The organism is Sphaerisporangium sp. TRM90804, from assembly GCF_029846175.1.
Lineage (GTDB): Bacteria > Actinomycetota > Actinomycetes > Streptosporangiales > Streptosporangiaceae > Sphaerisporangium.
This window is the reverse complement of record NZ_JARWAC010000014.1, coordinates 85,547-109,526: the sequence shown is the minus strand read 5'-3', so window position 1 is coordinate 109,526 and position 23,980 is coordinate 85,547. Positions and strand designations below refer to the sequence as shown.

At 71.3% G+C, this 23,980-nt stretch carries 19 protein-coding genes; 8 read left to right on the top strand and 11 right to left on the bottom strand.

Going from position 1 to position 23,980, the window contains the following annotated elements; translation table 11 throughout:
- Positions 1-9 precede the first annotated feature (9 nt).
- Positions 10-1,416, bottom strand: a complete 1,407-nt coding sequence (locus tag PYR91_RS18105; RefSeq protein ID WP_279781043.1) for a HAMP domain-containing sensor histidine kinase — start codon at positions 1,414-1,416, stop codon at positions 10-12.
- A gap of 44 nt (positions 1,417-1,460) precedes the next feature.
- A complete protein-coding gene (locus tag PYR91_RS18100; protein ID WP_279781042.1) occupies positions 1,461-2,393 on the bottom strand; it encodes a helix-turn-helix transcriptional regulator in 933 nt (310 codons plus the stop codon).
- A 225-nt stretch (positions 2,394-2,618) separates the two neighbouring features.
- Here PYR91_RS18100 and PYR91_RS18095 point away from each other — a divergent pair, with 225 nt between their 5' ends.
- Positions 2,619-2,861, top strand: a complete 243-nt coding sequence (locus tag PYR91_RS18095) for a hypothetical protein (RefSeq protein ID WP_279781041.1) — start codon at positions 2,619-2,621, stop codon at positions 2,859-2,861.
- Positions 2,862-2,882: 21 nt separating this feature from the next.
- Here PYR91_RS18095 and PYR91_RS18090 read toward each other — a convergent pair whose 3' ends face one another.
- The gene (locus PYR91_RS18090) at positions 2,883-3,704 is read right to left on the bottom strand and encodes a helix-turn-helix transcriptional regulator (RefSeq protein WP_279781134.1); all 822 of its coding nucleotides are present in this window, start codon (positions 3,702-3,704) and stop codon (positions 2,883-2,885) included.
- A 324-nt stretch (positions 3,705-4,028) separates the two neighbouring features.
- Between PYR91_RS18090 and PYR91_RS18085 the strand changes: the two genes are divergently transcribed.
- The 6 genes from PYR91_RS18085 (at position 4,029) to mmsB (ending at position 12,024) form a co-directional block, all read left to right on the top strand.
- Positions 4,029-4,658 (top strand): TetR/AcrR family transcriptional regulator, encoded by a 630-nt coding sequence (locus PYR91_RS18085; RefSeq protein WP_279781040.1) that lies wholly within the window; start codon positions 4,029-4,031, stop codon positions 4,656-4,658.
- Positions 4,639-6,036: a carotenoid oxygenase family protein gene (locus tag PYR91_RS18080; protein WP_279781039.1), complete on the top strand. Its 1,398-nt coding sequence runs from the start codon at positions 4,639-4,641 to the stop codon at positions 6,034-6,036. The genes PYR91_RS18085 and PYR91_RS18080 overlap by 20 nt, the downstream gene beginning before the upstream one ends.
- A 50-nt stretch (positions 6,037-6,086) precedes the next feature.
- A complete protein-coding gene (locus PYR91_RS18075; protein WP_279781038.1) occupies positions 6,087-7,670 on the top strand; it encodes a bis-aminopropyl spermidine synthase family protein in 1,584 nt (527 codons plus the stop codon).
- A gap of 364 nt (positions 7,671-8,034) precedes the next feature.
- Positions 8,035-9,162 (top strand): multiple monosaccharide ABC transporter substrate-binding protein, encoded by a 1,128-nt coding sequence (chvE, locus tag PYR91_RS18070; protein WP_279781037.1) that lies wholly within the window; start codon positions 8,035-8,037, stop codon positions 9,160-9,162.
- 67 nt (positions 9,163-9,229) lie between these two features.
- Positions 9,230-10,759, top strand: coding sequence for a multiple monosaccharide ABC transporter ATP-binding protein (mmsA, locus tag PYR91_RS18065; RefSeq protein WP_279781036.1), 1,530 nt, complete (start codon positions 9,230-9,232; stop codon positions 10,757-10,759).
- Positions 10,760-10,764: 5 nt separating this feature from the next.
- Positions 10,765-12,024 (top strand): multiple monosaccharide ABC transporter permease, encoded by a 1,260-nt coding sequence (gene mmsB, locus PYR91_RS18060; RefSeq protein ID WP_279781035.1) that lies wholly within the window; start codon positions 10,765-10,767, stop codon positions 12,022-12,024.
- A gap of 109 nt (positions 12,025-12,133) precedes the next feature.
- Here the strand turns inward: mmsB and araA are convergent, their stop codons facing one another.
- From araA to PYR91_RS18020, 8 genes are all read right to left on the bottom strand, one after another.
- Positions 12,134-13,615 (bottom strand): L-arabinose isomerase, encoded by a 1,482-nt coding sequence (gene araA / locus PYR91_RS18055; protein ID WP_279781034.1) that lies wholly within the window; start codon positions 13,613-13,615, stop codon positions 12,134-12,136.
- Positions 13,612-14,268, bottom strand: coding sequence for an L-ribulose-5-phosphate 4-epimerase (locus tag PYR91_RS18050; protein WP_279781133.1), 657 nt, complete (start codon positions 14,266-14,268; stop codon positions 13,612-13,614). The genes araA and PYR91_RS18050 overlap by 4 nt, the downstream gene beginning before the upstream one ends.
- Positions 14,268-15,917: a ribulokinase gene (gene araB, locus PYR91_RS18045; RefSeq protein WP_279781033.1), complete on the bottom strand. Its 1,650-nt coding sequence runs from the start codon at positions 15,915-15,917 to the stop codon at positions 14,268-14,270. The genes PYR91_RS18050 and araB overlap by 1 nt, the downstream gene beginning before the upstream one ends.
- Before the next feature lie 34 nt (positions 15,918-15,951).
- On the bottom strand, positions 15,952-16,938 hold the full coding sequence (locus tag PYR91_RS18040) for a LacI family DNA-binding transcriptional regulator (RefSeq protein WP_279781132.1): 987 nt from the start codon (positions 16,936-16,938) through the stop codon (positions 15,952-15,954).
- 176 nt (positions 16,939-17,114) lie between these two features.
- Positions 17,115-17,948, bottom strand: coding sequence for a carbohydrate ABC transporter permease (locus PYR91_RS18035; protein WP_279781032.1), 834 nt, complete (start codon positions 17,946-17,948; stop codon positions 17,115-17,117).
- Positions 17,945-18,865 carry a sugar ABC transporter permease gene (locus PYR91_RS18030; RefSeq protein WP_279781031.1) on the bottom strand — a complete coding sequence of 307 codons (921 nt, stop codon included), beginning with the start codon at positions 18,863-18,865 and terminating at the stop codon, positions 17,945-17,947. Before PYR91_RS18030 ends, PYR91_RS18035 begins: the two co-directional genes overlap by 4 nt.
- Positions 18,862-20,202, bottom strand: coding sequence for an extracellular solute-binding protein (locus tag PYR91_RS18025; protein WP_279781030.1), 1,341 nt, complete (start codon positions 20,200-20,202; stop codon positions 18,862-18,864). Before PYR91_RS18025 ends, PYR91_RS18030 begins: the two co-directional genes overlap by 4 nt.
- A 54-nt stretch (positions 20,203-20,256) precedes the next feature.
- Positions 20,257-21,765 carry an alpha-N-arabinofuranosidase gene (locus PYR91_RS18020; protein ID WP_279781029.1) on the bottom strand — a complete coding sequence of 503 codons (1,509 nt, stop codon included), beginning with the start codon at positions 21,763-21,765 and terminating at the stop codon, positions 20,257-20,259.
- A gap of 549 nt (positions 21,766-22,314) precedes the next feature.
- On the opposite strand from PYR91_RS18020, the gene PYR91_RS18015 reads away from it, so the two are divergent.
- On the top strand, positions 22,315-23,961 hold the full coding sequence (locus PYR91_RS18015) for a hypothetical protein (protein ID WP_279781028.1): 1,647 nt from the start codon (positions 22,315-22,317) through the stop codon (positions 23,959-23,961).
- Positions 23,962-23,980 lie beyond the last annotated feature (19 nt).

The window sequence follows — 23,980 nt, the reverse complement described above, 5'->3', positions numbered from 1 at the left end:
AGGCTTACCTCACGAATCAACCTGGGTCCGGGGCCGTGAATCCTCCCGGTACTCGGAAAGCGCTTCCCCAGCAACGCGCGAGAACGGCAGCCGCAGCACGAAGCGGGCGCCGCGCGGGGAGTCCTCCACGGTGAGCGTGCCGCCGTGGGCGTGCGCGATCTCCCTGCAGATGGACAGGCCGAGCCCGCTGCCGCCGGGGTCGCGGCGCCGCCCGTCGCTCAGGCGGACGAAACGGTCGAATACCCGCTCGCGGTCCTGCGGCGCGATGCCGGCCCCGTCGTCGCTCACCGTCACGACGGCCTCGTCCCCGGCCGCCTCGACGGTGACGTCCACGGCGCTCTCGGCGTGCCGCTGGGCGTTGTTCAGGAGGTTCTCCAGCACCCGGATGATCTGGATGCGCGAGCACAGGACGGGGACGTCCTCGGTCGCGTGCAGCCGCACCGGCACCCCGTCGATCCGGCTGGAGGCCACCTCCTTCGCCAGCGCGCCGAGGTCGACGACGACGGGCGGCTGCTGGCCGTCCGCGCGCAGGCGGGCGAGCACCAGCAGGTCGCCGACGATCGCCTCCATCCGGTCGACGGTGGTCAGCGCGCCCCTGATGGCGTCGAGGGGGTCGACGTCGTCCGGGCTGAGCAGCGCCTCCTCCAGCCGGACCCGCAGGCCGGCGATCGGCGTCCGCAGCTCGTGCGAGGTGTCGGAGGCGAACTGCCGCTGCTGGCGCACGGCCGCGTCCAGGCGCTCCAGCGTCTGGTTGGCCGAGCGGGCGAGCATGGCGATCTCGTCCTTGCCGGGCGGTATGGGCACCCGCAGGCTCAGGTCGGTCACCGAGATCTCCGACATGCGCGTGCGGATCGCCTGGACCGGGCGCAGCGTCCGGCCCACCATGGCCCAGGTGATCCAGGCCGTGAGCACGATGGCGAGCAGGCCGCCGCCCACGATGATGATCTCCAGGTGGTGGGTGGCGAGCAGGTCAGGCTGGCGCGTGCCCGCGTAGACGACGGAGGAGTCGGCGGCCGGGCTGACCCGGATGGCCATGATCATTACGCAGGGCTCGCCGGGGCCCGGGCACTCGGTGACGTTCCTGAAGCGGTCGTCGGCGGGGGGACGAACGGTGGTCAGCGGCCGGTTGACGGGGGCGTGCCGGCTGGCCCTGATGACGGCCCCGTTCGCGTCCACGAGCTGCACCAGGTCGACGCCGCCCGACGCCGGGATCACCCGGGGCAGGTGGCCGGCGCGCACGGCCGCGCTCCACTGGCTGGCCACGCGCTCGTTCTCGGAGAAGGTGTCGACTTCGGTCTTGTAGCGGGCGACCGCGTCCAGGCTGGCCCCTGCCGACACCACGGCCACCAGCGCGAGCGTCATCGCCATCATCGTGTACCGGGCCCGGATGGAGGCCGGGCGGGGCAGCCTGCTCACCCCCGCCCTCCCTCGTCGGCCGTCCCGTGTGCGCCCGGCCGACCTCACAATCTGGTGTTCCACATGAAGGGGGACGGCGTCTCCTGGCCGGCCGGATGCAGCGGCAGGGAACGCGGCGAGCCCTCGTCGCGGCCGGCACCCTGCGCCCGTGCCGTCCGTTCGGCGGCCAGACGCCCGAGGATGCCGAGCGCGTACTCCGACGTGCTGCCCGGCTCGGCCTGGAACACGATGAGCTGCTGGCCCGGGGCGTTGTTCACGCTGAAGGACTCGTAGGTCAGCAGCAGTTCGCCGACGTGGTGGTGGTGGATCCGCTTGATCTCATGCGTCTTGGCCCGGACGTCGTGGCGGGCCCACATGCGCCGGAAGTCCTCGCTGCCCGAGGACAGCTCCCGCACCAGTTCGGGCAGGAAGGGGTCGTCGGGGTCGGCCCCGGCCACGGCCCGCAGGTGGGCCGCCTTGACGTGGGCCGTCTTCTCCCAGTCGGGGTAGAACTGGCGCGCCCGCGGGTTGAGGAAGACCAGCCGCAGCAGGTTGTCCCGGTGTTCGAGCCCCTCGTAGAGGACGTCGGCGACCGGGTTGACGGCCAGCATGTCCATCCAGCGCCCCAGCACGAACGCCGGGGTGTGCCGCCAGTCGCCCAGCAGCCGCATCAGGCTCGGGCTCACCCGCTCCGCCCGCGCGGCCGGCCGAGGCCGGCGCAGGCGCGGGTAGGCGATCTCGTACAGGTAGTCCTTGGCGTCGGCGTTCAGGCGCAGCACCCGCGCCAGGGAGTCCAGCACGGGCTCGGACGGACGCCGTTCGCGTCCCTGCTCCAGGCGGACGTAGTAGTCGGTGCTGACGCCGGCCAGCATCGCGACCTCTTCGCGTCGTAATCCGGGGGTCCGCCGGCGTCCAACGTGGATCAGCCCGGACGAGTCAGGGCTGGTCGCCTCGCGCCTGGCGCGAAGGAAGTCGCCGAGAAGCTTGTCGGTGTCCATTTCGTCACGTTATACGGAATTTGGGTAAAGCTGGGTGGTCCTCTTACACCCAGGCTGTTCCCTCCCATGTGACATGCGCCCTGGTGAGAGGGGTCGCCGGCGATGAGGATGGGGTCATGTCACCCCCCGTCGACGAAGGATCCGCGACACCTCGTGAACCGGATCCATGCCCGTCCCGGATCCCTTTCCTCGGGAAGCCCGGGACGCCAGCAAAGGAGACCCCTCATGTACCACCAAGCGTTCACCACCTGGGACCTGCTGTTCTTCGCCTTCGGCCCCGTCATCCTCTGCGCCTCGGTGATGTCCGCGGCCGCGCTCGGCGCGTGCTGCGCCGCGGTCAGGACGTTCACCCGGCCGGCGCGCTCGCGCACGGCCGAGGAGGAGCTCTTCCACCGGTTCGCCAGCGGCGAGATCGGCGACGAGGAGTACCGCAGCCACCGCGAGGCGCTCCGTTCCGTCAGCCGCTAGCCGTCCCCCCCTCCCCCCGGCTCAGGTCTCGTCGAGAACGCGTCGCAGGGTCGCGACGCTCGCCCGCGGGCCCTCGGCCTCGATGCTCAGCCGATTCATGACATCCCAGTACTGATTGACCTCGGCCGGCTTGTCGGGATAGGTCGCGCCGTGGAGATGCTCCAGGTAGACGACGTCGGGAAGATCGCACGCGGGGAAGCGCAGGATGGCGACCGGCCCGCCCAGGGCGGCGTGCCCGCCGTGGCCGAACGGCATGACCTGCACCGTGACGTGCGGAAGCGCGGCCATCTCGATCAGATGCCGCAGCTGGGCCCGCATGACCGCGGGCCCGCCGATCGGCCGCCGCAGCACCGCCTCGTCGACCACCGCCCACAGCCTCGCCGGCTCCGGCCCGGTCACGACGCGCTGGCGCAGCAGGCGAAGCCGCACCCCACGCTCGACCTCGGCACCCGGCACCCCATGGTGCGGCGCGATCAGCGCGCGGGCGTAGTCCTCGGTCTGCAGCAGGCCGGGGACGAACCGCGGCTCCCAGCTCCTGATGACGCTGGCGTCCTGCTCCAGGCCCAGGTAGGGCTCGAACCACGACGGCACCGCGTCCGCGTAGGGCTGCCACCAGGCCGGCCGGTTCGCCTGCTCGACCAGGGAGAGCAGCGTCTCGCGCTCGGCGGCGTCGCCCACCCCGTACAGGGTCAGCAGGTCGGCCACGTCACGCGCCTTGAAGCCCGTGCGGCCCAGCTCCAGCCGGCTGATCTTGCTGTCGGACCCGCGGATCGCGTAGCCGGCGGCGGACCTGCTGATCTCGGCCGCCTCGCGCAGGCGCCGGAGCTGCGCGCCCACCAGCATGCGCAGCACGGTCGGGCCGGTCCAGTTCTGGTCGAGAGCGTGATCTTCCTCAAGGTCGTCCGGGGGCCGGATGAAACTCATGATCACTCTCCGATATGGCGTCGAGCGCGCGGCGGCGGCGCTCGTCAGACGTCAATTCCAGCACAGCTTCCCCGCCCCATCCGCGTTTCGGCCGCACGGCCGCGTCCGAGGGGGGCCGCGTCGGCCCGCCGGGCGCTCCGAAGCGGGGCCGGACTTGACCTGGCCGGTTTGGCGGACTAGAAAGGCGGTAACAACGTTACCGACGAACAACGGTGTAACCCAACAGTGCTCACCGCATACGAGATGGCTCAGCAGGCAGGGCAGAGCGCGGTCCGGACGGCGATACTCGACGCGGCCACCCGGCTGCTGGTGTCGGAGGGCCCGGCGGCGCTCACCGTACGGCGCATCGCCGGCGAGGTGGGGTGCTCCACGAAAGTGATCTACACGATGTTCGGCGGCAAGGAGGGCCTCGTCGAGGCGCTCTGGCTGGAGGGCTTCGCCCGCTTCGGCGAGGCACTCGGCAGGGTCCCGCGCGGGGACGACCCGCTGGTCTACCTGACCACACTCGGCCGCGCCTACCGCGCGTACGCGGTGGCCGAGCCCCACTACTACCGCGTCATGTTCGAGGGGATCACCGGCTTCAAGGCGAGCGACTCCGCGACCGAGGTCGCGCGCGGCACGTTCGCGTTCCCCGTCGAGGCCGTCTCCGAGTGCATGAGGGCCGGCGTGTTCGCCGAGGGCGACCCGGTCGAGATCGCCGACACGCTGTGGATGAGCGTCCACGGCGTGGTCAGCCTCGAACTCGCCGGGTTCTTCACCGGCGAGGAGGCCGAGGCCCGTCTGAGCATGCTGATCGGCGCACTGCTCCGCTCCTATGGCACGGCACAGTCCCCCAGCGACGAGAGGACCGTCCATGACGACCACCGAGAATGAGCGGCACCCGGTGTTCTACGGCCCGGCCGCCCCGGCGACCGAGGAGATCACCGCGTTCGACCTGCCCGTCACCGGCACGATCCCGCCCGAGCTGACCGGGCGCTACCTGCGCAACGGGCCCAACCCGCTCGACCTGGACTCCCCCGACCCGCACCTGTTCATCGGCGAGGGCATGGTGCACGGGGTGCGGCTGCGTGACGGCCGCGCCGAGTGGTACCGCAACCGCTGGGTGCGCTCCGACCAGGTCGCCGAGGCGCTGGGCGAGGCGCCGCGCCCCGGGCCGCGCTTCGACGACCAGGACTTCGCCGCCAACACGCACGTGATCGGGCACGCCGGGCGCACCCTGGCCCTGGTCGAGGCCGGCATGCCGATGTACGAGCTGACCCACGAGCTGGACACCGTCGGAAGGTGCGACTTCGACGGCACGCTGCCCGGCGGCTTCGCCGCCCACTCCAAGATCGATCCGCTCACCGGCGAGCTGCACGCGGTGGCCTACTACTGGGGCTGGGAGCACGTGCAGCACCTGGTGGTGAGCCCGGACGGCAAGGTGGTGCGCACCGTGGACGTCCCGGTGGAGGACGGCCCCATGGTGCACGACTTCGCGCTCACCGAGAAGTACGTGGTGCTGCTCGACCTGCCGGTCACCTTCGACGTGACCGCCGCCGAGGCCGGCGTGCGCATCCCGTACTCCTGGAACGACGACCGCCCGGCGCGTGTCGGGCTGATGCCGCGCCTGGGCGGGGCCGAGGACGTGCGGTGGTCGGAGGTGGAGCCGTGCTTCGTGTTCCACACGCTCAACGCCTACGACGCCGGAGACCGGGTGGTGGTCGACCTGGTGGCCTACGACCGCCTGTTCGTCGGCTCCCGGCTCGACGGCGGCACGCCTCCCGCCCTGGAGCGGTGGACCGTGGACCCCGCGGGCACCCCCGTCGAGCGCGTGCGGCTGGACGACCGGGCGCAGGAGTTCCCCCGCATGGACGAGCGCAGGGCCTCCCGGCCGCACCGCTACGGCTACACCACGGTCACCGAGGCCTTCGACGTCTTCCTGCCGCGCGGCGCGCGGGACCTCTCGTCCCTGAAGGACGGGGCGTTCGCCAACGCGCTGCTCAAGCACGACCTGAGCGCGGGCACCCGCCAGGCGCACACCTTCTCCCCAGGCGCCTACGCCGGCGAGCCGGTCTTCGTGCCCCGGCACGGCGGTACCGACGAGGACGACGGGTACATCATGACCTACGTGAACAACCCCGAGCGCGGCGCCGCCGACCTGGTGATCCTCTCGGCCCAGGACTTCGCCGGGCCGCCGGTCGCCACCGTGCACCTTCCCGCGCGCATCCCCCTGGGGTTCCACGGCAACTTCCTGCCCGACGCCTCCTACTGACCGCCGCGCGCGGCGACCGGCACGCGGCCCGGCGCCGCTAGGGTCTTCCCGTGGACCAGGACTTCGTGAAGAGGCTGTCGGCGGCGGGCGGCATGGACGCCAGGCGCGTCCACGCCGCGCTGACGCTTCTGTGCGACGGCGAGTGGTGGACCCTCGCCGACCTGGTCCGCGCGACCGCGGCGCCGCGGCGGGCCGTGGAGGGCCTGCTGCGTGAGGTCGCGCCCGAGCGCTCCGGCGAGCGGTTCCGCCTGCCCCCCGGCCGGGCCGGCGAGTTCCGCGGCCCGCTGGGGGCGGGCCACCGGCCGTTCACGCCCGCCGACCCCGTCGAGCACCTGCTGCCCGCGCACGCCGAGGTGGTCCAGCGGCTGACCCGGCTGATCGCCGAAGCCCCGCGCGGGCGGCACGCCCTCGACCACGTCGCGGCCACCCCCGAGACGGTGGTGCGGCGGGCCCTGCTGCTCGGCGCCCGCTTCTGGACTCCCGGTTCGCGGGTGCTCTGCGTGGGCGACCACGACCTCACCTCGCTCGCCGTCGCGCTGATCCACCCGGGCGCCGAGGTGGCGGTGGCCGACGTCGACGAGCGCATCCTCGCCTACATCGACGCCCGGTCCGGCGAGCTGGGGCTGAACGTGCGCACCCGGTGGGCCGACCTGCGGCTCGGCCTGCCGGCTTCGCTGCGCGAGTACGCCGACCTCGCGGTGACCGACCCGCCCTACACCCCCGAGGGCGTCGGGCTGTTCGTCGCCCGCGCGGTCGAGGGGCTGCGCGACCCCGAGCAGGGCCGGGTGCTGCTGGCGTACGGGGCGAGCGAGCGCACCCCGATGCTGGCGCTGAAGGTGCAGAACTCCCTGCACGACCTGAACCTCGCCTACGAGGCCATGTATCCCGACTTCAACCGCTACCTCGGCGCCGAGGCCATCGGCTCGGCCGCCGACCTGTACGTCCTGCGCCCGACGTCCAAGACCCGGCCCGCCGTCGCGGCCCGGGTGGAGCGCTTCGGCGCCGCGATCTACACCCAGGGGCCGCAGGCGGTCGAGTCCCGCCCCGGGGGCGGCGTGGACGACGCGGCGCTCCAGGCCGAGACGGCCGCGTTCGCGCCCGGCCTGCTGGTGGGCGACTGGCCGGCCGCCCTGCTTCCCAAGGCGCCGCGCGTCCGGCTCGCCACCTGGCTGGCCAAGCCGTACGCCACCTCGCCCGGCCGGGTGGCCATCGCCGTGCCCGCGGGCCTCGAAGCCTCGCTCCCCCGGCTCCTGCTGGCCGCACGCGCCGGCCACGTGCGCGCCCTGCTGGCCGGGCAGCCCGCCGACGCCGCCCTGCCCGAGCCCGTGCGGGTCGTCTACGACGTCACGGTGAAGGGGAACGTCCTGGACGCCGTCCGCCGCCCGCCGGCCGCGGACGACGAGGGCCGGGTGCTGCGGCGCCTCCTCGACCGCGCCCACGGGAAGATCGCCAACACCTGGCGCGAGTCGCTGATCGAGGTGCACGGCGAGCTCACCAGGAACCAGGCCCGCGAGGCCGTCACCCGCGCCGCCCCCTGGGCCGAGGGCGTCACTCTCCTGGAGCTGCCCGCGCATCGCCTGGACTCCCTGCGCGCCGCGGTCGGCGCCTCCCTGCGCCTGGCCTCCGGCCGCTGACCGCGACCCCCCGGCTTCGGCGGCCGCCCCGCGAGGGAGCCCGGGCCGGCGCCCCGTTGAGAGCGCTCAAGAGCGCCGCCACAGGGCTGCCGACCCACAGGTCAGGGGGGGTCATGTGAAGGTCAGAGCCACGTTAAGCTACTGTTTCCGAGATGTTATTACCTACCGTTGACATGCCAAATGTTAACGATAACAATCGTGCTCCAGGCGAGGTGCTCGCTCGATGCACTTCAGCGCGGAGGTGCCGCAAGATGCCTCGGGAACGGTGTACGGCCAGGTTCGGCGCCCGTCGGGGCCACGACCTCACGGCCCCCGGAGCACGTGTTCCGCACCCCGCGTACTCCACCCTGCAAGGAGACAAACCATGAGGTTCGGTCGGATCGCGACGGTCGTCTCGGCCATCGCCCTCGCCACGACGGTCGCGTCGTGCGGGTCCAGCGAGAAGACGGTCGACGTACAGGCGGGGTCCGGCGACAAAACCGGCGCCCTGGTGGGTGTGACCATGCCGACCAAGTCGTCGGAACGCTGGATCCACGACGGCGACAACGTCAAGAAGTCGCTGGAGGCGCTCGGCTACAAGGTCGACCTGCAGTACGCCGAGAACGACATCCCCACCCAGGTCAACCAGATCGAGAACCAGATCACCAAGGGCGCCAAGCTGCTCATCGTGGCCTCGATCGACGGCACCGCGATCACGACGCAGCTCCAGCAGGCGGCGGACAACAAGATCCCGGTCATCGCCTACGACCGGTTGATCCGCAACAGCCCGAACGTCGACTACTACACCACCTTCGACAACTTCAAGGTCGGTGTGCAGCAGGCGACGTCGCTGCTGGTGGGTCTGAAGGTGCAGAACGCCGACGGCTCCGAGGGCGAGGCCAAGGGCCCGCTCAACGTCGAGCTGTTCGCCGGCTCGCCCGACGACAACAACGCGACCTTCTTCTTCAACGGCGCCATGTCGGTCCTGAAGCCCTACATCGACAAGGGCGTGCTGACCGTCAAGAGCGACCAGACCGAGTTCAAGCAGGTCGCCATCCTGCGCTGGGACCCCGCCACGGCCCAGAAGCGCATGGAGGACATCCTCACCAAGACCTACACCGGCTCCCAGAAGGTGGACGGCGTGCTGTCGCCGTACGACGGCCTGTCGATCGGCATCCTGTCGGCCCTGAAGAGCAACGGCTACGGCACCTCCGACCAGCCGTACCCGGTCGTGACCGGCCAGGACGCCGAGCTGGCCTCGGTCAAGTCGATCGTCGCGGGCGAGCAGTACTCGACGATCTTCAAGGACACCCGCAAGCTCGCCGAGGTGACGGTGAAGATGGCCGACACCGTGCTCAAGGGCGGCAAGCCCGAGGTGAACAACACCAAGGACTACGAGAACGGCGCCAAGGTCGTCCCCTCGTACCTGCTGGAGCCGGTGATCGTCGACAAGGACAACTACCGCGAGGTCGTGGTCGACAGCGGCTACTACTCCGCCGACCAGCTCGGCTGAGCTTCCGTGGCCCGGGGGGCGGGCCTCGCCGCCCGCCCCCCGTCACACCCGTGAGGGGACCTGCGACATGACCGACCACATCCTGCGCATGAGCGGGATCACCAAGACCTTCCCCGGCGTGAAGGCCCTCCAGGACGTCAACCTGTCCGTGCGGCGGGGCGAGATCCACGCGATCTGCGGCGAGAACGGCGCCGGCAAGTCGACCCTGATGAAGGTGCTGTCCGGGGTGTACCCGCACGGCACCTACGAGGGCGAGATCTCCTTCGACGGCGAGCCCGGCCGGTTCTCCGGCATCAAGGACAGCGAAGACGCCGGGATCGTCATCATCCACCAGGAGCTGGCGCTGTGCCCGCAGCTCTCGGTCGCCGAGAACATCTTCCTGGGCAACGAGCGCTCCGGCCGCGGGCTGATCGACTGGAACCGCACCAACCACGAGGCCGCCGAGCTGATGGCGCGGGTGGGCCTGCGCGAGAGCCCGGTCACCCAGGTGGCCGACATCGGCGTGGGCAAGCAGCAGCTGGTGGAGATCGCCAAGGCGCTGTCCAAGCGGGTGCGGCTGCTCATCCTCGACGAGCCGACCGCCGCGCTCAACGACGAGGACTCGGCGCACCTGCTCGACCTGCTGCGCGGGCTGCGTGACGAGGGCATCACCTGCGTGATCATCTCGCACAAGCTGAACGAGATCATCGCCATCGCCGACTCGATCACCGTGCTCCGGGACGGCCAGACCATCGAGACCCTCGACATGGCCGCGGACAAGGTCACCGAGGACCGCATCATCTCGGGCATGGTCGGCCGGCCGCTGGAGCACCGCTTCCCGCCGCACGAGTCGAGCATCGGCGAGGAGGTCCTGCGCATCGAGGACTGGACGGTGCACAGCCCGGCCCAGCCCGGCAGGAAGGTCGTCTCCGGCGCCAGCCTGACGCTGCGCAGGGGCGAGATCGTCGGCCTGGCGGGACTGATGGGCGCCGGGCGCACCGAGCTGGCCATGAGCGTCTTCGGCCGCGCCTACGGCGTGAACATCTCCGGGCGGCTGTTCAAGAACGGCACCCCGATCGAGCTGCGCTCGGTGCAGGACGCCATCCGGCACGGCATCGCCTACGCCACCGAGGACCGCAAGCGCTACGGGCTCAACCTCATCGAGGACATCCGGCGCAACATCTCCTCGGCCGGCCTGCGCCGCATGGGGCGGCGCGGCTGGGTGGACGAGAACGAGGAGTACAAGGTCGCCGAGGGCTTCCGCAAGAGCATGAACATCAAGGCGCCCAGCGTGCTGAGCGTCGTGGGCAAGCTCAGCGGCGGCAACCAGCAGAAGGTCGTGCTGTCCAAGTGGATCTACACCGACCCCGACGTGCTGATCCTCGACGAGCCCACCCGCGGCATCGACGTGGGCGCCAAGTACGAGATCTACACGATCATCAACCGGCTCGCCGACGAGGGCAAGGCTGTGCTGGTGATCTCCTCCGAGCTTCCTGAGCTGCTCGGACTCTGCGACCGCATCTATACGCTCTCGCAGGGCCGCGTCACCGGCGAGGTTCTGCGCAGCGAGGCGACACAGGAACGCCTCATGCACTACATGACAATGGGACAGGAGTAGTTCCGATGAGCAGCGTCTCGCCGACCAGCGTCGCCGTTCCACCACAGGACGACGGCCCGGCCGAACCGCCGGGGCGGCTGTCCCTGGGCGGCCTCTCGGTCAACATCCGGCAGAGCGGCATCTACATCGCCTTCGCGCTGATCGTCGTGCTGTTCACGGTGCTCACCGACGGCGCGCTGCTCCAGCCGCAGAACATCTCCAACATCGTCGTGCAGAACTCCTACATCCTGATCCTCGCGGTCGGGATGATCCTGATCATCATCGCCGGGCACATCGACCTGTCGGTGGGCTCGGTGGTCGCCGCCACCGGAGCCATCGCCGCCGTGCTGATGGTGAACTACGGCGTCCCCTGGCCGGCCGCGCTGCTGGTCACGCTGGTCGCGGGCGGGCTGATCGGGGCCTGGCAGGGCTTCTGGATCGCCTACTTCGGCATCCCGTCCTTCATCGTCACGCTGGCGGGCATGCTGCTGTTCCGCGCGCTCACCCTCACCGTGCTGGGCAACCAGGGCATCGGCCCGTTCCCCGACGCGGTCCGCACGCTGTCGAACGGCTTCACCGACGGCTACCTCGGCAACGTGGGCCTCGGCCCGCTGGGCGGCGCCGACGTGTTCAGCCTCCTGGTCGGCGTGCTGGCCGTCGCCGGCATGGCTGCGGCGCAGTGGCGCACCCGCGCGGCGCGCGCCCGGTACGGCCAGACGGTCGACCCGCTGCCGGTGTTCGCGCTGAAGGTGGCCGCCGCCGCCGTGCTGATCGTGGCCGTCGTCGTGCAGCTCGCCCGGTTCAAGAACCTGCCGTGGGTGCTGGTGCTGCTGGCCGTCATCGTGCTGGGGTACTCCCTGCTGGCCAACCGCTCGGTGTTCGGCAGGCGCATCTACGCCGTCGGCGGCAACCTGCAGGCGGCGGTGCTGTCGGGCGTCAAGGTGAAGTCCGTCGTGTTCTGGATCTTCGTGAACATGGGCGTGCTGGCGGGCATGGCCGGCATCATCTTCGCCGGCCGGCTCAACCAGGCGGGGCCCACGGCGGGCGGCTCCTTCGAGCTGGACGCCATCGCGGCCGCGTTCATCGGCGGCGCGGCCGTCCAGGGCGGCGTCGGCAAGGTCGTCGGCGCCATCACCGGCGGGCTCATCATGGGCGTCATCAACAACGGGATGTCGCTCATCGGCTCGCCGAGCGAGCAGGTGATGCTGGTCAAGGGCATCGTCCTGCTGGCGGCGGTGGCCTTCGACGTCTGGACCAAGCGCCGCGCCGGCGCGGCCTCGCGCTGACGCCGCACGCCGCACCGCGCCACACCGACCGACACCGACCGACACCGACCGACATGGAAAGGCCGGCCGCCCCTGGGGGGCGGCCGGCCTTCGTGTTCTCAGCCTCCGGTCACAGGCCCCGGGCCAGGCGGTAGTAGGCCTGGTTCCAGCGCAGCTCCTTGACGAAGCGGCGGGTGGTGGTGTCGGCGTCGATGACGAGCAGCTCCACGCCGAGCATGTCGGCGAAGTCCTCCAGCTCCTCGGCCCCGACGGCCGCCGACAGCACGGTGTGGTGCGGGGCGCCCGCGGTCAGCCACGACTCGGCCGAGGTGCGCAGGTCGGGCCTCGGCCGCCAGACCGCGCGGGCCACCGGCAGCCGGGGCAGCGGGGCGAGCGGCGGGACGACGTCGATCTCGTTGGCCACCAGCCGGAACCGGTCGCCCATGTCGGCCAGGCCGACCACGACCGCCGGGCCGGGCTCGGCGTCGAACACCAGCCGCACCGGGTCCTCCCGGCCGCCGATGCTGAGCGGGTGGATCTCGCACGACGGCGTCCCGGCCGCGATGGACGGGCAGACCTCCAGCATGTGCGCGCCCAGGATCAGCTCCTGCCCGGGCGTGAGGTTGTAGGTGTAGTCCTCCATGAAGGAGGTGCCGCCGGGCAGGCCCTGCGCCATCACCTTCAGCGTGCGCAGCAGCACCGAGGTCTTCCAGTCGCCCTCGCCGCCGAAGCCGTAGCCGTCGGCCATCAGGCGCTGCACGGCCAGCCCGGGAAGCTGCCGCAGGCCGCCGAGGTCCTCGAAGTTGGTGGTGAAGGCGCGGAACCCGCCGTCCTCCAGGAACCGCCGCAGCCCGACCTCGACCCGCGCCGCGTAGCGCAGCGAGTCGTGCCGGTCGCCGCCCGAGCGCAGCTCGGGGGCCACCTTGTAGAGCCCCTCGTACTCCTTCACCAGCGCGGTCACGTCGCTGTCGGCGGCGGCTTCCACCACCTCGACCAGGTCGTTGACGCCGTAGGTGTTGACCGAGACCCCGAAGCGGAGCTGGGCCTCGACCTTGTCGCCCTCGGTGACGGCCACGTCGCGCATGTTGTCGCCGAACCGGGCCAGCTTCAGCGAGCCCACCTCGGCCCGGCCCGCCGCCGCCCGCGCCCAGGCCGCGATCCGGGACACGACCGAGGGGTCCTGGACGTGCCCGGCCACGGTCTTGCGCGGCACGCCCAGCCTCGACTGGACGTGGCCGAACTCCCGGTCGCCGTGCGCGGCCTGGTTGAGGTTCATGAAGTCCATGTCGATGGAGTCCCACGGCAGCTCCATGCCCGCCTGGGTGTGCAGGTGGAGCAGCGGCTTGCGCAGCGCGTCCAGGCCGCCGATCCACATCTTGGCCGGGGAGAAGGTGTGCATCCACGCGACCAGGCCGGCGCACTCGTCGTCGGCGTTCGCCGAGAGGCAGATTCGGCGGATGGCGTCCGCGCTGGTGAGCACCGGGCGCCACTCCACCTCGAACGGCAGCTCGCGGTCCAGGACCGCGGCGATCCCCTGCGACTGCTCGGCCACCTGCCGCAGCGTCTCCTCGCCGTACAGGCCCTGGCTGCCGGTCAGGAACCAAAGCTTCACAGGTGACTCCTCTGTCCGTAGACGTTCTGATAGCGCTCGTAAAGGTGGTCGATGTGGTGCTGCTCGATGGGCAGGGGCTGCCCGAGCTGGCGGGCCACGTGCACGGTGCGCGCGACGTCCTCGCACATGACCGCCGCCTTCACTGCGGCCTTGGCCGAGTCGCCGATGGTGAACACGCCGTGGTTCTGCATCAGGACGGCGGGCGAGCGGTGGCCGGCGAGCGTCTCGACCAGCCCCTTGCCGATGTCGTCGCCGCCGATCAGCGCGAACGGCCCCACCGGGATGTCGCCGCCGAACTCGTCGGCCATCGCGGTCAGCACGCACGGGATCGGCTCCCCGCGCGCGGCCCACGCCGAGGCGTAGGTGGAGTGGGTGTGCACGACGCCGTTGACGTGCGGCATGTGCCGGTAGACGTAGGCGTGCGCCGCCGTGTCGCTGGAGGGGGCGTGCTCGCCCTCGACGAGCACGCCGTCCAGGTCGCACACGACCATGGATGCCGGGGTCAGCTCGTCGTAGGAGACGCCGCTCGGCTTGATGACGAACAGGTCCTCGCCGGGCACCCGTTCGGAGACGTTCCCCGCCGTCCAGGCGACCAGGTTGTAACGCACCAGCTCGGCGTGGAGCCGGCAGACGGTCTTCCGTGTCTCCTCGATCACGCTCCGGCCTCGTTCCTGATCGCGCGGAGGCGGTGCAGCAGCCCGCCGTCCGCGAAGTGGTCGTGCAGCCGGCGGTACTCGGCGTACAGCCGGTCGTAGGTGTCGGCGCGGCCGGCGTCGGGCAGGTAGACGTCCGCGGTGCGCTTGCCCATCACCGAGGCGGCGCTCCGGATGTCGGGGTAGGCGCCCGCCGCCACCGCGGCGTGGATGGCCGAGCCGAGGGCGGGGCCCTGCTCGGACCCGATCACCGAGAGCGGGCGTCGGAGCACGTCGGCGTAGACCTGCATGAGGAAGGCGTTCTTCAGCAGGCCGCCCGCGACGACGAACTCCTCGACCGGCACGCCGGAGGACTCGAACGCCTCCACGATCACGCGGGCGCCGAAGGCGGTGGCCTCGATGAGCGCCCGGTAGACGTCCTCGGGCCGGGTGGCGAGCGTCTGGCCGGCCACCACGGCCGACAGGTTGTGGTCGACCAGCACCGAGCGGTTGCCGTTGTGCCAGTCGAGCGCGACCAGCCCGTGCTGCCCGACCCTCTGCCCCTCGGCGAGCGAGGTCAGGTACTGGTGGACGGTCAGCCCGCGGCGGCGGGCCTCCTCGGTGTAGGAGGCGGGCACGGAGGTGTCCACGAACCAGGCGAAGATGTCGCCGACGCCCGACTGGCCGGCCTCGTAGCCCCACAGCCCCGGGACGATGCCGTCGCGCACCACGCCGCACATGCCGGGGACCTCGGCGAGCTGGTCGGACGGCATGACGTGGCAGGTGGAGGTGCCCATGATGGCGACCATCTGACCGGGGCGGACGGCGTCGGCCGCGGCGGCGGTGACGTGGGCGTCGACGTTGCCGACGGCCACCGCGATGCCCTCGGGCAGGCGGGTCCACTCCGCGGCCGCGGCGCTCAGCCGTCCGGCCAGGCCGCCCAGCGGCGCCGGTTCGCCGCCGAGCTTGCCGGCGAATCCGGCGAACGCGGGGTCCAGCGCGGCCAGGAACTCCTCGGAGGGATAGTGCCCGTCCTGGAAGACGCCCTTGTAGCCGGCGGTGCAGACGTTGCGGGTCTCCACGCCGGTGAGCTGCCAGACGATCCAGTCGGCGGCCTCGATCCAGCGGTCGGCGCGGCCGTAGACCTCGGGGTCCTCCTGGAGGACCTGCAGCGCCTTGGCGAACTGCCACTCGGAGGAGAGCTTGCCGCCGTAGCGGGATAGCCAGGGCTCGCCCCGCTCGGCGGCCAGGGCGTTGACGCGGTCGGCGTGCGGCTGGGCGGCGTGGTGCTTCCACAGCTTGGGCCACGCGTGCGGGCGGTCGGGGTACGGCTCGCACAGCGGGATGCCGTCGGCGGTGGCCGGCAGCACGGTGCAGGCGGTGAAGTCGGTGCCGATCCCGACGACCTGGGCGGCCGGGACGCCCGCGACGGCCAGCGCCTTGGGCACCGCGTCGCGCAGCACGTCGCGCCAGTCCTCCGGCGACTGCAGAGCCCAATCGGGCCCGAGCCGGACGCCGGATTCGGGAAGCGCGCCCTCGATCACCCCGTGGGTGTACTCGTGGACCGCGCTGCCCAGCTCGGCGCCGTCGCTCACCCGGACGACGACGGCGCGTCCGGACAGCGTCCCGAAGTCGACGCCGATGACGTACGACTCTCTGTTAGCGTTCACACAAGGCTCCAAATAGAAGTGCCAGGCCCATGGATCAGCGCAGCGGCGCGGTGCTCGCCCGGGCGACGAACCGGGGCGGCACGACGAAACGCTCACGGGGGCCCGCCCTGGAGCTCTCGATCTGCCGCACGAGCACCTCGATACTGCGCCTTCCGACGGCCCCGAAGTCCTGGCCGACGGTGGTCAGAGGCGGGGAGAAGAACGCCGACTCAGGGATGTCGTCGAAGCCTACGACGCTGACCTGTTCGGGCACACGCACCCCCCGCTCGGCGAACGCCCGCAGCACCCCGAGCGCCATCTGGTCGTTGGACACGAACACGGCGGTGACGCCGTCCGTCCCGGCGAGCACGCGGCCGGCCTCGTAGCCCGAGCGCGGGCTCCAGTCGCCGGCGAGCGGCTCGGGGACGGGGCGGCCGGCGGCGCGCAGCGTCGCGCGCCAGCCCTCGGCACGGCCCTCGGCCTCCATCCAGTCGGCGGGGCCGCTGACGTGCCAGACCGTCGCGTGGCCGAGGTCGAGCAGGTGCTGCGTGGCGAGCCTCCCCCCCTCGGCCTGGTCGACGCTGACCACCGAGACGTCGCCGCTGTGCCCGCCCTCGACGGCCACCGCGGGCAGGTCGGGCGGCAGGTCGGCCAGCGCCCGGGCGGCCGAGCGCTGCGGCGCGACGACCACCACGCCGTCCACGCTCTGACCGGCGAGGTAGTCGACCGCGTCGCGCACGCCGGCGCGGTCGATCGTCCGCAGGCTGACGATGCTGACGAAGTAGCCCGCCTCACGGGCCGCCCGCTCGATGCCGTAGACCGTGCTGGCGGGGCCGTACAGGACCGTGTCGAAGCTGACCACGCCCAGTGTGCGCGAGTGCTTGGTCACCAGGGCGCGGGCGAGCAGGTTGCGTCGGTAGCCGAGCTGGTCGATCGCCGTCAGGACCCGCGTGCGCGTCTCGGGCCGGACGTTCGGATGATCGTTGAGCACCCGCGAGACCGTCTGGTGCGACACGCCCGCCGCCCTGGCCACGTCGGCCATCACCGGAGGGTGACGTGCCGGGGTGGATGCCACCGCGCTGCTCCTCTCGTGGGTCTGAGCACGACTGTGAACGCTAACAACGCATACCGTCAAGCATTCTACAGATTACGGTACGGTTACGGTGAAATGTCTGCTTTGTAGGGAAGACAGGTAGTTCGGTACGGTTTCACCCTCGGTCACTGCCCGGCCAGCCCAGTATGCGCGACGCCGCGCACGATCTGGCGCTGGAACAGCACGAAGACGACCAGCAGCGGCAGTCCCGCCAGCACGACCGACGCCATGATCTGCGCGTACCGCACGCCGAAGGTGCCCTGCACCACGTTGGCCAGGCCCACCGGCAGCGTCATCGTGTTCGGGTCGGTGGAGACCAGGAACGGCCACAGGAAGTTGTTCCAGGTGGTGATGAAGGTGAAGATCGCGACCGCGGCGAGCACCGGGCGCGACAGGGGCAGCACGATCTGGAAGAACACCCGCCACCGGCCCGCCCCGTCCACGAACGCGGCCTGCTCCAGCTCGGGCGGCACCCCCTGGAAGAACTTGTACAGGATGTACACCATCACCGGGGCGGCCACCTGCGGCAGGATGACGCCCCACCACGTGTCGACCAGCCCGAGGGCCACCATCTGGACGAACAGCGGCGCGATGAGCACCTGCGGGGGCACGAAGATGCCCGCCAGCACCACCGCCAGCAGCGCGCGCTGGCCGCGGAACTGGGTGCGGGCGAAGCCGTACGCCGCCATCGCCGAGAACAGCACGACCATCGCGGTGACGATGACCGCGACGACCGTCGAGTTGACCGCCCACGTCAGGATGTCGCCGGTGCCCAGCACCAGGCGGTAGGCCTCCAGCGTGACCTCCTCGCCGACCCAGCTCGCCGGGATGTCGACGGTGTCCGCCTCGGGCTTGAGCGAGGTGGCGACCGCCCACGCCATGGGCAGGAGCCACACGACGGCCAGCGCCGCGGTGACGACCAGCAGCACCACCTGGCCGGGGCCGAATCGTCTTTTCATGAGCGGGCCTCCTCACGCCTGCGGAGCAGCCGGAGCTGAGCCAGCGAGACGATGACGATCAGGACGAACAGGATGTACGACACGGCCGAGGCGTAGCCGATGCGGTAGCCGGTGAAGCCCGCCTCGTAGGCGTACTCGATGATCGGGCGGGTGGCGCCCTCCGGGCCCCCGCCGGTCATCAGGTAGATCTGGTCGAACACCTTCAGCGAGGCGAGCAGCTGCAGCACCACGATCAGGCCGGTGGTGCGGTTGAGCAACGGCAGCGTGATGGAGCGCAGCTTGTCCCAGGCCGACGCCCCGTCGATGGCCGCGGCCTCGTAGAGGTGCTCGGGGATGCTCTGCAGCGCCGCCAGGTAGAGCAGGAAGTTGAAGCCGACCGTCCACCAGACCGTGGTGATCACCACCGAGAGCATCGCCGTGCCCTTGTCGCCCAGCCACAGGATGTCGGTGCCCAGCGTGCCGTTGAGCAGGCCGAAGTTCGGCTGGTAGATCATGTTCAGCCACAGCAGGGACACCACGGCCGAGGGGAGCAGGAACGGGGCGAAGAACGACAGCCGCCACAGCCAGCGCGCGAACCGCAGGTTGTGCACCAGCAGCGCCAGGCCCAGCCCGATCAGGACCAGCGGCACCGTGCTCATCCCGGTGAACACGACCGTGTTCCACAGCGAGGACCACATCTGCGGGTCGGAGAAGGCCTCGGCGTAGTTGGCGAAGCCGACCAGGCCCGTGTTGGTCCCGGCGATGTTGACGCTGGACAGGCTCATCTGGAAGCCGAGCAGCAGCGGCCAGACCAGGAAGGCCGCGTAGATCACCATGAAGGGCGCGACGAACAGCAGGCCGTGCTGCGTCCAGCGGCGTTCGGCCCGGGCCGCCGCGACCGGGGCGGTCGCGGCGGGGGCGGCGACGGTGGTCGTCATGTGCGCTCCTTGGCGAAGGGGTCGGGGACGGCCATGAGCCGGCGCAGGGCGGCCTTGGCCAGCTCCAGGCCCTGCTCGGGGGTCCGCGTTCCGGCGATCACCGAGGAGAAGGCGCCGCCGAACTCGATCCACAGCCGCGAGGCCGACCCGGCGAACCACACCTGCGGGTCCAGGGCTACCTCGGTGATCACCGAGCGGTACTCCGACTGCGGGCGCAGCGCCAGGTAGCGAGGCTGCTCCAGCGTGGGCAGGTAGGCCGGCACGTGCCCGGCCACGGCCCAGTCGGCGCTGTTGCGCACCAGGTCGGCGATGAACCGGTAGGTGGCCCGCTCCACCGCGGGGTCGCGGTCTCGCTGGTGGGGCAGGACGAAGACGTGGCAGTCGGCCTGGGCCACGCCGCTTCCGAAGATCGACGGGAAGCGCGCCATGCTGAACGGCATCTTGGCGTTGGTGAACGTCGTGATCTCCCAGTCGCCGTTCCACAGGATGGCCGAGATGCCGTTCTGGAAGGAGGCGACCGAGGCGGAGTAGTCGGTCGACGGGTCGCACAGGCCCTCGGTGCCCAGGGTGCGCATGAACGCCAGCGTCTTCAGGGCCTTGGCGTCGTCGATGGTGATCCTCGTGCCGTCCTCCGACAGCAGCGTGCCGCCGCTCTGCCGGTACAGCGTCCACCACACGCGCCACGGCCCCACCGTGCCGAGGCCCAGCGCGTCGAAGACCAGCGGCGGCTTGCCGCCCAGCACGTCCTTGGCCTTGCGCAGCGCCTCCAGCAGCTCCTCCGGGCCGCTGGTCGGCCGCAGCCGGCCGTCGGCGTCCAGCAGCCCGGCTTCGTCGCAGACGTCGGTGTTGTAGTACTGCACCATCGGATGGGCGTCGAACGGCACCGCGTACAGCACGCCGTCCACGTGCGCCCGCTCCCAGATGGGCGGGCTGAAGTCCTCGGCGCGCAGGCCGTTCTCGGCCAGCAGGTCCAGGTTCACCGGGTCGAGGATCTGCCCGGGCCCGATGCCGGGCAGCCGGGCCAGGTGGAAGGTGGCGACGTCGGGAGAACGGCCCCCGGCGCCGGCCATCGCGATCTTGGTGTAGAACCGCTCGCCCCAGGCGAGCACGTTCTCCTCGACGTACAGGTCGGGGTTGCGGCCGGCGAAGGCGCCGACCATCCGGTTCATGATGATCCCGTCGCTGGCGCCGAGGAAGTGCCAGTACTTGACGCGGGTCTGGGAGGAGCCGAGGCCCTCGGGGATGGCGCATCCCGAGCTCAGCAGGCCGAGGGCGACCGCGCCGCCCAGCAGCTTTCTTCGGGTCAGCGGGAGCGGGGTGGGCGGGGTGTCGTCCACTGCTGCCTCCATGGGGAGCGGGGCCCGCGCCCCCACGACACGGGCCGGACGGTACTACGGGCGGGCCAGCCGGATCACGTTCCACGACACCGGCGGCAGCGTGACCTCCAGGGCCGCGCCGTCGAGCCGGGCGTCGGCGTTCGGGCGCGGCGCCACGGTGTCCTGGGCGTCCGCGGTGTTGCGGGCGTAGGGGTCGGGGCCGGACAGCGTCGTGGCCTCGGCCAGGCGCACCGGGCCGAGGGCGCGCAGGCCGGCGGTGAGCCGCAGCGGCCGGTCGACCGAGCGGTTGACGGCGAACAGCGTGGTGGCGCCCTGCTCCGCGTCGTGGGTGGCGACGGCGTCCAGGGCGGTGACCGTCCCGTACCTGGCCGTCTCGTGCGACGGCGAGTCGAGCTGGACCCGCAGCACGTCGCCGGCGGCGTGCCGGGAGGCCTGGGCGAAGGGGTGGAAGGTGGTCTGCCGCCAGGCTCCCCCGCCCGGCTCGGCCACGATCGGGGCGATGACGTTCACGAGCTGGGCCAGGCACGCGGAGGTGACGCGGTCGCTGTGGCGCAGCAGGGAGATCAGCAGGCCGCCGAGCGTCACGGCGTCGGCCAGGTTGTAGTGGTCCTCCAGCAGCCGCGGGGCGACCGGCCAGTCGCGCGGCGGCTCGGCGTTCTGGAAGCGCGACAGGTACCAGACGTTCCACTCGTCGAAGGAGACGTCGATGCGCTTCTTGCTCTTCAGCCGCGCCCCCACGCCGTCGGCGGTGGCCGTCACCGCGTCGACGAAGTGGTCCATGTCGGCGGCGGACGCCAGGAAGCTGGCCAGGTCGCCGTCGTGCTCCTCGTAGTAGGCGTGGCAGGAGACGAAGTCGACGACGTCGTAGGCCTCCTCCAGCACCGTCGCCTCCCAGGCGCCGAAGGTGGGCATGCCGGAGCCGGAGCTGCCGCAGGCGACGAGCTCCAGGCCGGGGTCGACCATGCGCATGGCCCTGCCGGTCTCGGCGGCCAGGCGCCCGTACTCGCGGGCGGTCTTGTGGCCGATCTGCCACGGGCCGTCCATCTCGTTGCCCAGGCACCACATGCGGATGCCGTGCGGCTCCTTGGACCCGTTGGCGGCGCGCAGGTCCGACAGGTGGGTGCCGGACTCGACGTTGCAGTACTCCAGCAGGTCCAGCGCCTCGGCGATGCCGCGCGTGCCGAGGTTGACGGCCATCATGGGCTCCACCCCGGCCTTGCGGGCCCAGGCGACGAACTCGTCCAGCCCGAACTCGTTGGTCTCGGTGCTGTGCCAGGCCAGGTCGAGCCGCCGGGGGCGCCGCTCACGCGGGCCGACGCCGTCCTCCCAGCGGTATCCGGAGACGAAGTTCCCGCCCGGGTAGCGGACGGTGGTGACGCCCAGCTCGCGGGCGAGCGCCAGCACGTCGCGCCGGAACCCGTCCTCGTCGGCTGCGGGGTGGCCGGGCTCGTAGATGCCGGTGTACACACAGCGGCCGAGGTGCTCGACGAACGTCCCGAAGGTCCGCCGCCGCACGGGGGCCACGGTCGACGCGGGGTCCAGGGTGAGGGATGCGGACAGCACGGGGCCTCCTCGCACGGCACGGCCGCGCCGCACCGGCTCCCGGCCCTCAGCGGCCGGCGCAGGCGTGGCTGAACCGCTGTTAGCGGCAACATCGCCATGACCTAACATCTGCTTTCCGTGAGTGTTAACGCGCTCATGACGATCAGTCAAGGCCGACCTAGATCACGATCGCGTCGCACCCTGGCCTCCCCGGCGCGTGCCGGACGGCGTCGGACCGGCTCACCTCCGGATCTGCGGGCAGGTCATAGATCCGATGTATCGACCCGCCGGGCTGACCGGCGCGGGTCTCCCCAGCGTGTACCGTTCCATCGTCCTGCCATCCGGCTGCGCTGTGATTTATCGATGTCAGTCGATATTTCAGACAGACCGTCCACTTGTTGCACTGGGATGTCAAACCCTGTCAGGATGGCGGCAGCGGTCCGATGTCAGGCGGCGATGACATCCCCGCTGAGATGCCTCCGGTGACGTCCCCCGTTGAAGAGACCCCGTTTCTCGACGCCGGCCGGGCGCGCCGGTGGCGCGGTGAGGCAACGATCCTAAGGAGTGCACGTGGAAGTCTCACGCCGCAGGTTCATGACGTCCGTGGCGGCGGGGTCGGCCTTCGCCGCCGTCTCGGGAACGCAGTTGGCGTCCGCGCTCACCAGCGCGGCCAGTGCCGGGAGCCCCGTCGGCGACGTGGTCGGAAAGATCACGGTGGGGTACCAGGGCTGGTTCGCCTGCCGGGGCGACAACGCGCCGATCAACGGCTGGTGGCACTGGAGCGCCGACATGGGCCGGCCGCCGTCCCGGAGCAACAACACCATCGTGGCCTGGCCCGACATGCGGGAGTTCACCAACACCTACCCGACCGCGTACGCCAACCTCAACAACGGGCAGCCGGCCACCCTGTTCTCCTCCTACGACCAGCAGACGGTCGACACCCACTTCCGGTGGATGCGGGAGAACGACATCGACACCGCCGCCCTGCAGCGGTTCAACCCGATGGGCGGCGAGGGCCCCACCCGCGACGCGATGACCGCCAAGGTGCGCGCCGCGGCCGAGGCGAACGGGCGCAAGTTCTACATCATGTACGACGTCACCGACTGGACCGACATGCAGTCGGAGATCAAGACCGACTGGACCGCCAAGATGCGGGCCATGACGTCCTCGCCGATGTACGCCATGCAGAACGGCAAGCCCGTCGTCGGCATCTGGGGCTTCGGCTTCAACGACCCCAAGCGCCCCTGGCCGCCCGGCCCGTGCCTCGACGTGGTCAACTGGTTCAAGGCCCAGGGCTGCTACGTGATGGGCGGCGTGCCGACCCACTGGCGGTCGGGCAACGAGGACTCCCGGCCCGGGTTCCTCGACGTGTACCACGCCTTCGACATGATCTCGCCGTGGATGGTCGGGCGCATCGGGAACATCGCCGACACCGACCGGTTCTACGCCAACGTCAACACGCCCGACCAGGCCGACTGCGACGCCCACGGCATCGACTACCAGCCGTGCGTGCTGCCCGGCGACGTGACCGGCCGCCAGCGCGCCCACGGCGACTTCATGTGGCGGCAGTTCTACAACATGACCCGGCTGGGCGCCCAGGGCATCTACATCTCGATGTTCGACGAGTTCAACGAGGGCAACCAGATCGCCAAGACGGCCGAGACCATCGCGTCGGTCCCCGCCGACTCCGGGATGCTCGCCCTGGACGAGGACGGCACCCGCTGCTCGTCCGACTACTACCTGCGGCTCACCGGCGACGGCGGCCGGATGCTCAAGCGGGAGATCGCGCTGACGCCCGTGCGGCCCACCCCGCCGGTGGTGCCGAGCTCGGCGGCGATCGCCCTGCGCTCGCGGGCCAACGGCCGCTTCGTCACCGCCGTCTCCGGCGCGCCGCTCGTCGCCGACGGGGCCTCCGCCGGCACCGCCCAGCGGTTCGAGACCACCGACCTGGGCAACGGCAACGTGGCCCTGCGGGCGCGGGTCAACAACATGTACGTGTGCGCGGAGGGCGCCGGGGCGCAGCCGCTCATCGCCGACCGCGCCTCCGTCGGCCCGTGGGAGACGTTCCAGCTCGTCACCAACCCCAACGGCACGGTCAGCCTGCGCGCCCAGGCGAACGGGCGGTACGTCTGCGCGGACGGCGCGGGGGCGCAGCCGCTGATCGCGAACCGCGCGGCGATCGGCCAGTGGGAGCAGTTCGACCTCGTCACCGGCTGACACCCACGCTCCGGGCGGG